Annotated in this window: 13 protein-coding genes; 12 read left to right on the forward strand and 1 reads right to left on the reverse strand. The window is 34.3% G+C overall.

The window, feature by feature from the left end; translation table 11 throughout:
* Nucleotides 1-123: 123 nt before the first annotated feature.
* From QWC74_RS11365 to QWC74_RS11415, 11 genes are all read left to right on the forward strand, one after another.
* Complete coding sequence (locus QWC74_RS11365) at nucleotides 124-432, forward strand: hypothetical protein (RefSeq protein WP_006784567.1); 309 nt, start codon at nucleotides 124-126, stop codon at nucleotides 430-432.
* A complete protein-coding gene (locus QWC74_RS11370; protein WP_006784568.1) occupies nucleotides 392-2,230 on the forward strand; it encodes a carboxypeptidase-like regulatory domain-containing protein in 1,839 nt (612 codons plus the stop codon). Before QWC74_RS11365 ends, QWC74_RS11370 begins: the two co-directional genes overlap by 41 nt.
* 85 nt (nucleotides 2,231-2,315) lie before the next feature.
* On the forward strand, nucleotides 2,316-3,341 hold the full coding sequence (locus QWC74_RS11375; protein ID WP_006784569.1) for a type IV pilus twitching motility protein PilT: 1,026 nt from the start codon (nucleotides 2,316-2,318) through the stop codon (nucleotides 3,339-3,341).
* Nucleotides 3,342-3,391: 50 nt separating this feature from the next.
* Entirely contained in the window at nucleotides 3,392-4,150 is a 759-nt protein-coding gene (locus tag QWC74_RS11380) for an A24 family peptidase (RefSeq protein ID WP_288994075.1), read from the forward strand.
* 75 nt (nucleotides 4,151-4,225) lie between these two features.
* Entirely contained in the window at nucleotides 4,226-5,908 is a 1,683-nt protein-coding gene (locus QWC74_RS11385; RefSeq protein ID WP_006784571.1) for a hypothetical protein, read from the forward strand.
* Between the two features lie 138 nt (nucleotides 5,909-6,046).
* The gene (locus QWC74_RS11390) at nucleotides 6,047-7,723 is read left to right on the forward strand and encodes a hypothetical protein (protein WP_006784572.1); all 1,677 of its coding nucleotides are present in this window, start codon (nucleotides 6,047-6,049) and stop codon (nucleotides 7,721-7,723) included.
* A 133-nt stretch (nucleotides 7,724-7,856) separates the two neighbouring features.
* Nucleotides 7,857-9,101: an MBOAT family protein gene (locus QWC74_RS11395; RefSeq protein WP_229040063.1), complete on the forward strand. Its 1,245-nt coding sequence runs from the start codon at nucleotides 7,857-7,859 to the stop codon at nucleotides 9,099-9,101.
* Entirely contained in the window at nucleotides 9,101-9,247 is a 147-nt protein-coding gene (locus QWC74_RS11400; protein WP_006784574.1) for a hypothetical protein, read from the forward strand. Before QWC74_RS11395 ends, QWC74_RS11400 begins: the two co-directional genes overlap by 1 nt.
* 12 nt (nucleotides 9,248-9,259) lie before the next feature.
* Nucleotides 9,260-10,408, forward strand: coding sequence for a hypothetical protein (locus QWC74_RS11405; protein ID WP_006784575.1), 1,149 nt, complete (start codon nucleotides 9,260-9,262; stop codon nucleotides 10,406-10,408).
* A gap of 2 nt (nucleotides 10,409-10,410) precedes the next feature.
* Complete coding sequence (locus tag QWC74_RS11410) at nucleotides 10,411-11,388, forward strand: glycosyltransferase (protein WP_006784576.1); 978 nt, start codon at nucleotides 10,411-10,413, stop codon at nucleotides 11,386-11,388.
* A gap of 144 nt (nucleotides 11,389-11,532) precedes the next feature.
* A complete protein-coding gene (locus QWC74_RS11415) occupies nucleotides 11,533-12,669 on the forward strand; it encodes a PilZ domain-containing protein (protein WP_050775608.1) in 1,137 nt (378 codons plus the stop codon).
* 120 nt (nucleotides 12,670-12,789) lie between these two features.
* Here QWC74_RS11415 and QWC74_RS11420 read toward each other — a convergent pair whose 3' ends face one another.
* The gene (locus QWC74_RS11420) at nucleotides 12,790-13,182 is read right to left on the reverse strand and encodes an NUDIX domain-containing protein (protein ID WP_006784578.1); all 393 of its coding nucleotides are present in this window, start codon (nucleotides 13,180-13,182) and stop codon (nucleotides 12,790-12,792) included.
* 211 nt (nucleotides 13,183-13,393) lie between these two features.
* Here QWC74_RS11420 and ychF point away from each other — a divergent pair, with 211 nt between their 5' ends.
* Complete coding sequence (ychF, locus tag QWC74_RS11425) at nucleotides 13,394-14,494, forward strand: redox-regulated ATPase YchF (RefSeq protein ID WP_006784579.1); 1,101 nt, start codon at nucleotides 13,394-13,396, stop codon at nucleotides 14,492-14,494.
* The last annotated feature ends 102 nt before the right edge of the window (nucleotides 14,495-14,596 follow it).

A 14,596-nucleotide genomic window follows, 5' to 3' on the forward strand; every position in this document is an offset into this window, starting at 1 on the left:
TAGAAAAACACCCCTAACATTAGATTTTTAAGTCTAACATTTGGGGTGCACTACAAACCGGCTGCCTTTTTTGTGGAGCCGTTTTTTTTATGCTTAAAATTAAGGAGAAAAGGACGGTTAGACATGATCAGTATTATTTTAATTATGAGTCTTTGCCTAGGTCCAATGATAAAAATAGCAGCTACGGGATTAATCGAAGAGCTACCGATGGCAAGCTGGAAGATACATTTTAATCAGAAAGAAATCATAGATAGTTTATTACTTTCTGCATTAATAGGAAGTATAGGAATTTCTCTTTATCAAAAATATGGTTTACAGTTAGACTTTTATAAATATTTATTTTTTACAGTTTTAATGATTTTGATTGGTTTGATTGATTTTAAAACGACTTATGTGTATCGATCAACTTTTAGAAATAAGAAGAACACATAGTCAATACTATCAATTGAATCTTGAAGATGAAGAGGTTATTCCTTGGTATACGATGTGGACAAATAGAACAACTGGAAATCAAGGAAGTGGTAGTGGAAACTTAATGGCAACCCAAGTTAATCCATATGATGTTAGAAATAATTATTATACTTATTCAAAAGGTAATATTACGTTCTCGGGAACAGGCGAACAAACCCGAGAATATATTCACTATCCTGATTCAGAATTAAAACTATTTATTAATACGATTATTAAAGCTGAACGAGGGGCGAATCATCGTCCAACTGTTGAAGTGCAGAATCTAGAAAATAATCAACAGATTGCAAGAGCTCAGAGTAAAATTGAATTTAATGTTATTCCACGTGATATCGATTTAGATTTAATGAATGTTACCGTTGAGGTGAAAGCGTGTAGAAATAACAAATGTGATATTTCTTTGGGTGATGAGTTACTATTTGAAGATAGAAAAGATAATGAAAGCTTTAAAGTAACATTAGATAAAAATACTCTTTCAGGTTATGGGAAGATAGCAGATAGTAATTACACCCAATTACAGGTGAAGGTTTATGCTATCGATGATCGAGGAGCAAAATCAGAAGAGGTTCTCAGAACACTAGATCTTGTTGACAGTGATTTATTAAATGTTAGTTTATCTACCGCTAATGAAACTACTAAATTCTTAGTGGGTGATGTTGTAGAGTTATTAGCAACTTTTGAAAAAGAACAATCTTATCAAGAGAACTATATAGACTTAAGTTATACATTAAAATCACTCCCAACCTATTTAATGCTTAATGGAAATTTGACTCAAAATATAGGTAGCTTAACTTCACCTTCAATGTCTGCTAGTTATCATTTAAAAATTGGGTCGAGTAATCAGTTTTTAGTTACTGATCCAACTCGCGTAACAATTAGTGGAGATAGCCGCTATTGTATTAATACTTGTAGTCAACCAATTGAAGGAACACAGTCACTAGATTTATCTATTAAAAAAGGGCAAATTCGCATTAAATTAATTTCAGAGGAGTTTAATAGCGTTCTACAGCAGACCATGATTAATGTGCGTAGTCAAGGTGGAATGGAATATAGTATCACTCCAAATAGTGCAGGTGAATTTATTTTAGATAATGTTCCAACAGGAACGTATACACTAACAGTAAATGTTCCAGAAGCCTTACAAGATTTTGATGTGATTCAAAAGAATGGCGATAGCTTGCAGATAGTTGATTTAACTCAAGGTGTTACGTTTGATATTAATTATGACAATAATATCTTTGAAGCCAATTATGAATTTTTTGAACCACAAACGGATATACTTCATGGACTATATGGAGGGGTAAATTCAGATAAAACAGCTGTTGATATTATTGAGTCTTTAGGAGAATCAATACAGACGTTTGTAGGACAGACGAATGTTAATTTTGCTGGAATTTTCACCTATAAATCTCCATTACAAGAAGTAATTTTAGACGTAGATTCAGACTTTAATATTGCACTAAAAGATATTAAAGTTTATCAGGTCGTTGAAGAAGAGGGTGGAATTAAACTGTCTTTAGTCGATGGGGTTGGAATTCACTTGTCTTCACAAAACAAAATGGATAAGATTCGTTTTACTTTAGCAACAAAAGTTCCAACAAACTCAAAAGTCTTGATTTTATATCAGGCACTAACTCCAGATATGAAAGATCATATATTTATAAATAATTTATCAGTAGGGGCTCAAAGTCAAGCTGTTGAAATTAAAACAATTAAACAAGTAGATGAGAATGGAATTTCTAATCTTCCAAATTTATTCTAATAAAAAGCTACACAATATGTGTAGCTTTTTATTACAAAAATACAATTCAAATAGTTTTATATTTAGTAATTAAGGGAGAAAGTATATGCAATCAATTAATGAGATTTTAACGGAGGCGATTACGCTTAAAGCCTCAGATATTCATATTACAGTAGGGGTACCAGTGATGATTCGTTTAAGGGGAGAATTACGCCCCTTAAATGATGACGTCTTAGCACCGTCAATTGTGACAGCATTAGTACATGAAATTATTCCGCAAGATCATTTTGAAAGCTTTCAAGAAAATTATCAGCTAGATTTTTCTCATAGTATTCCGGGGGTTTCACGTTTTCGTGTAAATGCTTATTATCAACGTGGCCAAATGGCACTGGCTATTCGACCGATTCCAAATAAAATTCCTACATTTGAAGAACTTGAGTTACCTCCTATTTTAAAAGCTTTTATGGATAAACCACGCGGGCTTGTGTTAGTAACTGGTCCTACAGGTTCAGGTAAATCAACCACGTTAGCTGCCATGATTAATTATGTGAATCAAAACGCCCATAAGCATATTATTACGCTTGAAGATCCGATTGAGTTTCAGCATAAACATAATAAATGTGTGATTAATCAAAGGGAAATTGGATCAGATGTGAAGGATTTTAATTCTGCATTACGTGTTGCCCTTCGCCAGGATCCAGATATTATTTTAGTAGGGGAGATGCGCGATTTAGAAACTATACAAATTGCTTTAACAGCAGCTGAAACAGGCCATTTAGTGATTGGAACGCTACATACTTCATCAGCCGCTTCAACGATTGAACGTATTATTGATGTTTTCCCAGCAGAGAAGCAAACTCAAATTCGTATGCAGTTAGCTGGAAGTCTAGTTGGGGTAGTAGCGCAGCGTCTATTTAAGCGTCAAGATAGTGATGGTCGTAAAGCTGTGTGTGAGATTATGGTCAATACTCCTGCTATCGCAAATTTAATCCGTCAAGAAAAAGTTTATCAAATTCCAAGTGTCATCCAAACGAGTAAAGAGATGGGGATGCAAACAATGGAAATGGCAATTAAAGAACAGATGATGTATGGGGTCATTGGAATGGAAGATGCAAAAGCATATTTAGAATAAAAAGAAGTGGTAGAGAAATAGCGTATAGTATGATGAAAGGAGGTTTTCGTTTGTTTTACTTATTACTTTTATTTTTGGGAGCTGCTCTTGGGTCCTTTTACCACGTCGTGGGTTACCGGATGCCAATCGGAGAAAACTGGGTGAGCGACCGTTCGAGATGTCCGGGGTGTGGACATCAACTGACAGCTATTGAATTAATCCCGATTCTCTCATATATCATTCAGGGTGGAAAATGTCGTGAATGTAAAATGCACATTAAGCCGATTTATTTATTATCAGAAATCGTAGCGGGACTTCTATTTGTGTTCCCGGTTTGGTTTTATGGTTTTGAAGGATTTGAAACAGGACATATTTTTGTTGCGTGGGCCTTTCTCTCAATGCTAATCATCATCACCGTGTCAGACATTTATTATCAATTGATTCTTGATAAGGTGTTGCTGTTTTGGGGAGCTATCATCGTTTTTTTATATGTGCTTTATCCACAACTCGACTTGATGATTGCTTTAGTAAGTGCAGTCGTTGGTTTTTTGACACTTTACGTCATTGGATTACTCGGACAACTTTTATTTAAGAAAGAGGCACTAGGTGGTGGAGACATCAAACTTTATGCTGTCGTTGGTTTTGTTCTTGGGATAGCACCAACCTTTTTATCTATTTTTATCGCGTCAGTTATTGCTTTAATTTATATTTTATTATTTATGAAAGATAAAGCAAAAGTCATTGGGTTCGGGCCATTTATTGCAATGGCCTCGTATATTTGTTTGTTTTATGGGCAGTCGTTATTAGATTGGTATTTTAATTTATTTTAGAAAAGGAAAGTCATTTGACTTTCTTTTTTGAATTGGATAAAATAGGTTTTTGTTTTATAGCAGGAGGTTTAGAGAATGAATTTTCTAACAAAAAGATTGAATGTAGGGTTATTAGTATTTTTAGTTGCAGCTGTTGGATTGAGTTGCTTTGGATTATTTATGAATGACTTGCCAAAGGGACATGATTTATCGTTTCATTTAGCGAGAATTGAATCGTTATCTGAAGGGATCCGATTTGGAGAGTTACCGGTTCGAATTTATCCACATTATTTTAAAGGGTACGGATATGCAAATGGTCTTATGTATCCCGATTTATTTTTATATCCCGCTGCCTTTCTTTGTTTAACAGGGATAGGTGTCATTTGGGCATATAAAGGCTTGATTTTAGTGTGTACAATTTTGACTGCTATTTTTATGTATCGTACGCTAATAAAGATTACCCGTCAGGAGTGGGCATCAAGACTTGGGATGCTTCTTTATACGGTATCGTTATACCGAGTTGTTGATGTTTGGACAAGAGCAGCACTGGGAGAAGTGCTAGCGTTTATGTTTATTCCATTTGTTTTATTAGGAATTTACTATATCTTTTTTGATGATGACCGACAATGGTATGAGTTAACGATTGGATTTACAGGAATTTTTTTATCTCATTTACTGAGCGGAGCTATGTGGTCATCTGTTATGGTTGTGATTTGTATTGTGTTTATTCCAAAGATGATTAAAGAACCTAGACGATTATGGAATTTAATTAAAGCAACAGGAATGACGATTTTGTTAGTTAGTTTTTTCCTATTTCCAATGTTTGAACAGTTAATGGACCAAAAACTTAAAATGTCTGAAGATATTGCGTATTATTTAGGTGATTCTGTTTTACCATTAAAGGCTATTTTTTTAGATTCAAAAATTGAAGGTCATCCTAATGAGTGGTTTCCTGGTGGAATTGGATTTTCAGTAATGGGGATTATTGTGATAGGTTTGGCAGCACAGATTCAAGAAATTCCCAAAAAATTATCAGTTGTTGCCTGGGGAAGTGTCATCATTAGTCTTGCTGTATTAGTGATGATGAGTGATATTTTCCCATGGTATGAAGTTTTAAAGTATGCTAAAGTCTTTGAAAGTCTCCAGTTTGTGTGGCGATTATTAATGATAGCAACGTCATTATTAGTTTTAGCTTTTGCTATTTTTTATTCATATTCAAAGAGCTATGCTAAAGTGTTAGGGATCTTAACGGTAATCCTTAGTGTCATAGTTGGGGTAGAAGCGCAAATTGAAACGTTGAGATATATGACGAAAGTAGATTCAAGTCTTTTAGTTCGCGAGGAGATATCAGAGTATGCAGTTAATGATCGTGATTATCCGGTCGGAAATTCTGAATATGTCCCTTTAAAAACTAATATTATCAATATGTATGGACTTGAAAATCGATATCGTGTAAATCAAGAAATTGAATACAAAACAAAACAAGAGGGGACAACGATCACCATTGAATTCGAAGGTCAGACTCAACCAGACTTACAAGTTGAAGTGCCGCTACTTTATTACAAGGGTTATGGTGCTAAACTAGAGGGTCGATCACTTGAAGTGATATCAGGTAGCAATGGAGCTGTTAGTTTTGTTATTCCAGAGGTTGTAGGAAATGGAATAGTTGTGGTTTCCTACGAAGGAACAACATTACAACATATAACGCTTGGTATTAGTATTATTAGTTTCATTGCTTTTATTGTAATTGTAGGCCGTTCCAAACTTAAAAAAATATAAATCAAAGGGGTCTCCTAAGGGAGATCTCTTTATTTTATTATTAGAGAAGGGAAGTCGAAAGACTTTCCTTTTTCCGTATATAATATTCAAAAAGTGGAAATATAAGGAGGACTGTTTTTTTAGGAGGCTTGTTTTTTCATGAAGAAATTCAATATAGGTTTGTGGATTTTTTTATTGCTCGCCATTTGTTTAAGTTGTTTTGGATTACTTAACGAAACGATTCCCGGCGGGCATGATTTAATTTTTCATTTATCACGAATCGAAGCTATCTCAAAAGGATTACAATTTGGTGAATTTCCGGTGCGAATTTATCCAGATTACTTTTATGGTTATGGTTATGCAAATGGAATCATGTATCCCGATTTGTTTTTATATCCCGCTGCTTTATTGTGTTTAGTCGGTGTTGATGTTATTTTAGCTTATAAAATCATGATTTTAGTTTATACTGCACTGACTGCCATATTTATATATCGTGCTTTAATTAAAATCACGCATCACGAGTGGGCATCACGACTTGGAATGCTGCTTTATACCGTGTCTTTATATCGCATTGTGGATGTGTGGACACGAGCTGCACTCGGTGAAGTTTTAGCGTTTATGTTTATTCCGTTTATCCTTCTTGGAATTTACTATATCTTTTTTGATGATGAGAGAAAATGGTATGAGCTAACTATTGGATTTAGTGGTGTTTTTTTATCGCATTTACTGAGTGGTTCGATGTGGTGTGAAGTTATGGTGGCGATTTGTTTATTCTCGATTATTAAATTATTTAGACATCGAAAGCGATTATGGAGCTTGATTAAAGCGACTATGATGTCCATCTTATTGGTTAGTTATTGTTTGTTTCCAATGTTTGAGCTGTTAATGAATCAAAAATTTAGGGTATCTGACAACTCAAATTATGATTTGAATTGGTTATTTTCATTAAAGGATGTGTTTTTAACGTATTCGATTAGTGGATCTCCTGATGATTGGTTTCCAGGTGGAGTAGGGATTTCTATTATTGGGATTGTCTTACTCGGCATGTTAGCACAACGTCAAGAAGCCACTCAAAGGCAAAAAAATGTAGCCTGGATAGGAGTTATCATTAGTTTTATGGTATTAATCATGACAAGTCATTTGTTTCCGTGGCATTTTGTTTTGAAATATATCCCGATTTTTGCTCGTCTTCAGTTTCCATGGCGATTATTAATGATTGCGACGTCTTTTTTAACGTTGGCTTTTGCCTTGTTTTACTCGTTATCAAGTCAAATTGGAAAGATTCTAGGTATCATTATTGTAGCGTGGAGTGTGTGGCTTGGGGTTCAAGCTGAGTATGAAACGATTAATTATTATGATCCAATTCTAGTGGATCCTTTAGCGAGAACCGATACCTCATCAAATTCGATTACAGATCGCCATTATACGGTTGGAAATGGGGAGTATATTCCTCTTGAGACAGATAATGATTTGATGATCGAACGTGAGAATCAGTACTTTGTTAATCAGGATATTGATTATGTTGCGAATCAAGTGGGGACGACGATTACGATTAAATTTAGTGGACAAACACAGCCTGATTTAGAGATTAAGGTCCCATTACTTTATTACAAAGGATATGGGGCGAAATTGAATGACGAATCTTTAGAGGTTGGGAGTGGAGACAATGGAGTCGTTCGTGTCATTGTTCGAGATATTGTAGGCGAAGGGATGATTGTGGTTTCATACGAAGGAACGATCCTACAAAAGGTCACTTTGGTTGTGAGTATTTGTAGCCTAATTGGTTTTATAGGCATTATTTTATTTTCAAAATCTAGAAAAAGACATTCTTTTTAATGAAAGAATGTCTTTTTAATGGATGAAATAGTTTGGTGAATGTTTTACCCAAATAGATGGACTGCCAATCTTTAATAAAGTCTTTTTATCACATACTACTTGTAAAGGGTAGTTAGGTAAAGCGAGGTTTTGAATGATGTTATTCTCATCTACAATCTTTTTATTTGCATTTTTGCCCTTCTTTTGGATCGGGTATTTTTTATTAAAACCATTTCGCCGAGCTGGTAATGTCTTTTTATTAATTGTTAGTCTTTTATTCTATGCTTTTGGAGAGCCTATTTTTGTTTGGTTGATGATCACTTCCATCGTCGTTAATTATTTTTTAGGCTTGTGGTCGGAGAAGGTAGAGCACGGATCTAAAGCAGGTAAGTGGCTCATGTTTTGGATGCTTTTATATAACATCGGTATTTTATTTGTCTTTAAGTACTTAGGACCAACGATGATGTTCATTAATACGCAAGGAAATTATCAGTTACCGATTCCTGATTTTTTATTACCGATTGGAATTTCATTTTTTACGTTTCAAAGTATTTCTTATGTTGTGGATATTTATCGGAAAAATGCTAAGGCCCAGCATAATATTTTAAATGTTGGGTTGTATATTTCATTCTTTCCACAGCTCATAGCAGGACCTATTGTTCGTTATAATACCATTGCTTGGGAAATCGAAAATCGTCGAGAAAATTGGAATGATTTCAGTACGGGAATGAACCGATTTGTGATTGGATTAGCAAAAAAAGTATTGTTATCTAATACGATTGCAATTGTGGCCGATCGTGCGTTTTTACAGGTTAATGATGGATTGTCATTGGTGTTTGCATGGGTAGGTGCTATAGCTTATGGACTTCAGATTTACTATGACTTTAGTGGTTATTCGGATATGGCAATTGGACTCGGGTTGATGCTTGGCTTTCATTTTGATGAGAACTTTAACTTTCCATATATCGCACAATCTGTTTCTGAATTTTGGCGTCGTTGGCATATCTCCCTCGGTCAATGGTTTAGAGATTATGTCTATTTCCCACTCGGAGGTTCCCGTGTTAGTAACCCGGATATATTGATTCGTAATTTATTTGTGGTTTGGTTATTAACTGGTATTTGGCATGGAGCAAAGGAGACCTTTATTGTATGGGGACTTTGGTTTTTTATTTTTATTTTAATTGAGAAGCTATTTCCTTTCACGAAGTGGATGCGAAAAAAAGGTCGAGTTTGGCCAAGAGTTTATACGCTATTGGTCGTATTGTTTGGGTGGGTTTTATTTCGATCGAATAGTATGACCGACGCTTTTTCATACTTTGGTTCCATGCTTAATCCATTAAAATCTCACTTCTTGATTTCACAGGATTTAATGTATCTAAAAGAGTATGGGCTTTTTTAATGGCGGGATTAATTTTTGCGGTTCCACTAAAACCTATTAAGGGAATGAAGTGGATCTCTCCCATTGCAATGTGGTTATTGTTCATGATTAGTGTTACTTATTTAGTTAAGGGAACGTATAATCCATTTATTTATTTTAATTTTTAGGAGGTGAATAGGATGAAGGTAAAGTCAGTGACGACTAGTGTATTGATGGTTTCAATTTTAGGGATGAGTGCACTCAATATCTTTCATCTGATTCAGACACCGAAGGAGGTTGAACTCGATAATCCTACACAACTTGAAACTTACTTTAATGAGAATTTTATTGGGAAGATTCAGTTTGTAGATTTTTATGGAGTGATTCAAAAATGGATGGGAAAAAATGAGGTAGATAATTTTGATGTGATCCGAGATGAACAGGGAAAATTACATTTTTCCTATTTTTCAAAAGGACCTAATGATATGAGTGAGATTAATCAAGAAATGAAAAATTTTAAAAATTATCTGGATTTGTATGCTGTGGATGTAGCATTTATTATGCCACCGGATAAAGTTATTAAGGGTTATACGACCTTTAGTAAAGGATTACCTTATAACTATGCAAATGAGGGAGCAGATGAATTTTTAAGAAAGTTGTCTGAAGATAAGATTGATTATCTCGATTTACGAGAGGGTATTTTACAAAGTGGGATCGAACCGTCTGATTTATTTTTTGATACTGATCACCACTGGACACCAAGGACTGCCTTTTGGGGATTTACACAGGTTGTCTCATTTTTGAATGAGCGATATGGTTTGGAGTTAGATGAAGGTTATACGGACTTAAATCAGTATGAACAGATTAGTTATCCTCAATCATTTCTGGGTTCTTTAGGAAAACGAATCGGTTATGGTTATGCAGGAATGGATGATTTTATAGTCATTAAGCCAATGTTTGAAACGAATTTAACTTATACTTGGGATGGGAATATGGTAACAGGTACATTTGATGAAACCGTTCTTCAAACCTATTGGTTATCTGAGGGTCTAGGAATAGAGGCCGACCGTTATATGGTTTATTTAGGTGGAAATTATGGAGAAGTAAGGATTAAAAATAATTTATATGAGAATGGTCCTAAAATTTTAATGATTAAAGATTCCTTTATGTTACCATTGGCTGCTTTTTTATCTACAACGGTTGGTGAAATGAAACTCATTGACTTACGTTATTATGAAGGTTGCTCACTATATGAATTAGTTCCGATGTATCAGCCAGATATTGTTTTAGTTTCAGTCAGTCCTTCAAATTTAGTTCCTGAATTTTTTAACTTTTCGAAAGGAGAGTAACGATGGAAACAAAAAAAATAAGAAGCCATCGAAAGTGGCTGTTATTTTATGTTTTATTTTCAACAGTGTACTTTATTTGGCGAATTTTTTTTACGATTCCGATTGGATACGGATGGTTTTCTATTAGTTGCGGACTTATTTTGTTAATTGTTGAGTTACTAGGGATGAGTGAATTTTTTATTCATTTCTTAAATGTAACTAAACTGATTGTGCCCGTAAAACCGGAAGTGGTAGATAAAGAGCTTTATCCACATGTTGATGTTTATATTGCTACATATAATGAACCCGAGGAACTGTTATATAAAACCATTATAGGATGTAAGAATATAGCGTATCCGGATTTATCAAAGGTTCATATTTATATACTAGATGATGGACATCGCCCGAGTGTTAAACAGTTAGCCAAGCATTTAGGTGTACATTATATAAGTAGAGTGGATAATGAACACGCAAAGGCAGGGAATTTAAATCATGCATTAAGCCTTACAACATCCCCTTATGTGGTGACACTAGATGCAGATATGATACCGATGAAGCATTTTTTACTTGAGAGTATTCCATTTTTCATTGAAAATGAGCAAAAACGTCAGTTAGAACGTGAAAGAGGGATTGAAGAAAAGAATTTAAGCCAAAAGCTTGGATTTATTCAGCTTCCGCAGGTGTTTTATAACCTAGACATTTTCCAGTATTATTTATTCTCTGAAGATCGGATTCTGAATGAACAGGATTATTTTTATCGAGATATTCAACTTGGAAAAAATGAAAGTAACTCTGTTATTTATGGTGGAAGTAACACCATTTTATCAAGAGAGGCCTTAAATGAAATAGGGGGATTCGTCACAGGAATTATCACCGAAGATATTGCCACGGGGATGTTGATTCAAAGTAAAGGATATCTTTCATATGCGGTAGATTCCATTCAAGCATCTGGATTATCACCACATGATTTAGAGGGGATTTTGAAACAACGTAATCGTTAGGCCCGTGGATGTATTCAAACATTTCGTCGTTACTGTCCATTACTTTTAAAAGGACTAACATGGAAACAACGAATCAACTATACAAATGCGATTTTTTATTGGTATAACTGTTTAAAGCGAATCATTTATTTGTTGGCACCGATTATGTTTACAGTCTTTAATGTGGTCGTTGTCAAAGCAAACTTAATTCAAGTCATTGTTTTTTGGTTGCCAATGTATGTCATGATTAGAATGACACTTCGTCGCTTTTCGGGAAATGTTCGAAGTATTAAGTGGACGAATGTTTATGAAATTATTATGATGCCCTCTTTAATTCCAGCTGTTTTATTAGAGTCAATCGGTTTAAGTATGAAAAAATTTGAAGTTACACGTAAGGATAAACAAGTCGTTCATAAAAATTCTGATATTTTAAAGCTGGCTATTCCTCATTTTATTTTACTAGCATTGACATTCATTGGAATGATCCGTTCATTTTATCATTTGTTTTTAGGCGATGGAAGTGAGTACGTCATTGCTTTATTTTGGTTAGCGACAAATAGTTATGGATTATTAATGGCATTATTCTTTGTTTTAGGTCGCCCTGTCTATCGGATGAGCGATCGATTTAAAATTGAGACGGATGTAACTATTGAAGTGGAACATGAATTAAAATCGTTAAAAACCTATGATATTTCAGAAAAAGGAATTGCTGTACAATCAGATTTTCCATACTTGATTCCAAGTGATCAGATTTATCCGATTAGTTTAACTCGAGAAGACTATCAGGCTTCATTTAAAGGGAAATTAATTCGTGTGGATTCAGATGACACCTATCGGTATGTTTTTGAAGTAAATGAAATATCTGAAGAAAATTATCAGGAATTAATTAAGATTTTATATGATCGTGTCCCGCATTTACCGAGCGAAATTGTGGATAAAAGTATCTATAATGATATTGAACGAAATATTAGATTTCGACGTCAAAAAAATCGTCAGTTTTCAAGAACATTGCCTCGAGTTCATTTGAATTTAGAGGTGGTGAGCACACAAAATGATCACTTGAATATTGAAAATTTTAATTATCATTATCTCTTAGTTAAAGGAAAGCACGGGTTTAATGAAGTTGAAATCCCATTGTTAACTCATCCACAGATTATGTTAAGATGTCAGTTTAAACAAATCATTGAGCGTCAGATTGAAGAACAAGAATTAGAATTTTCACTGTTTGAAATCTTAAATTATCAAGAGATTCCTTTATCAATATGGAATGAAGAAGTGAAAATGTGGTTAACAAAGGTATAGTAAAAGCCCAGGTCATTTTGCCTGGGCTATCTTTTAATGGATAAGTGTTAAAATTTTTGAAAGAGTGTAAAGGAAAAACCAATACATTTATAGCATATGCGAAAAGATGAAAAATAGACCTCAAAGTGCTTTGAAATCTAACTGACAAATTGCGTCAGATAATGAAGGATTTAGTCGTGTAGCTGAGTCTAGATTAAGTGGTAACCATTCGTAGTAGTTATGTTCACTTGAAAGAACTAGATCACCCCCAACTAAATCGCATAGATATAAAACGCCCATAATGAGGTAATCATCATTAACGAACTGCCAGGTGCTTAATACTTTTTTGGGTGAGACAATAAGGTTAGTCTCTTCCTCGATTTCTCGAAGTAATGCTTGCTCAGCACTTTCTTTCATATGTGTTTTTCCACCAGGTAAGTCTAAGAAGTTATTTTTGGCATTGCTTTTGTGTAAAGCTAAAAAATGATGGTCTTTAATGATTAATCCTTTTACTGAAAAATTAATTTGAGTCATGAATCCACATCCTTTCAAGGTGATGTCAAATAACGATTTATTTTCTCATTATATGAGGAATGAAATAAAAAAATTCCAACTTAATGTAAGTTAGGATGCGCATTTTTAGTCGATATCTTTGTGATTATCTCGAGTTGATTTTGCTAAAAGGACTAAAATAGTGTAAAATAAAAAAGATATTATACAGTTAGATAAAAAGGACGTGAAGACATTGGCATTAACGGCTGGAATTGTTGGTTTACCAAACGTCGGGAAATCAACTTTATTCAATGCAATTACTCAAGCTGGAATTGAAGCAGCAAACTATCCGTTCGCAACAATTGACCCAAATGTTGGGGTTGTTGAGGTTCCGGATGAACGTTTAAATAAATTAACGGAATTAGTTAGTCCTAAGAAGACAGTTCCAACAACTTTCGAATTTACAGATATCGCGGGATTAGTACGTGGGGCAAGTAATGGAGAAGGATTAGGAAATAAATTCTTAGCCAATATCCGTGAAGTAGATGCAATCACTCAAGTGGTTCGTTGTTTTGAAGATGGAAATATCATTCACGTAGAAGGTTCAGTAGATCCAGTTCGTGACGTTGAAGTTATTAACTTAGAGTTAATCTTAGCTGATATGGAGCAAGTTGATCGTCGTTTAACTCGTTTAGCAAAACAAGCTAAATCTGGAGATAAAGATGCAAAAGCTGAAGTTGCAGTACTTGAAAAAGTAAAAGAAGGATTCGATCAAGAATTACCTGCACGTGCAATGGATTTATCAGATGACGATAAAGCAGCTATCAAACATTTACAATTATTAACTTTAAAACCAATTTTATATGTTGCTAATGTTGGTGAAGATGATTTAATGGCTGGTGAAGATAACGAATATGTTAAAGCTTTAGTTGAATATGCTGACCGTGAAGGGGCAAAAGTAATTAAAGTTTGTGCTCGTATCGAAGAAGAAATTTCTCAATTAGAGGAAGAAGAAAAAGCAGCATTTTTAGAAGAGTTAGGAATCAAAGAAAGTGGATTAGATCAATTAATTCGCGAAGCTTATGATTTATTAGGATTAGCGACTTACTTTACAGCTGGAGTGCAAGAAGTTCGTGCTTGGACATTCATTAAAGGAATGACAGCTCCACAATGTGCTGGAATTATCCACAGTGATTTCGAACGCGGATTCATTCGTGCCGAAACTGTTTCATTTGATGATTTAGTAAAATATGGTTCTGAGTTAGCGGCACGTGAAGCAGGACGTTACCGTTTAGAAGGAAAATCGTACATCGTACAAGATGGGGATGTTATGTTATTCCGTTTCAATGTTTAGTTAAATCAATTATTTTAGAAGAATTAAGTAAACTTTACTTAATTCTTTTTTTTATACTCAGTTGAAGTCTGTGGGAATTTTGTATGATTTTAAATCGTATTA

This window comes from uncultured Turicibacter sp., assembly GCF_938044715.1.
Taxonomy (GTDB): domain Bacteria; phylum Bacillota_I; class Bacilli_A; order MOL361; family Turicibacteraceae; genus Turicibacter; species Turicibacter sanguinis.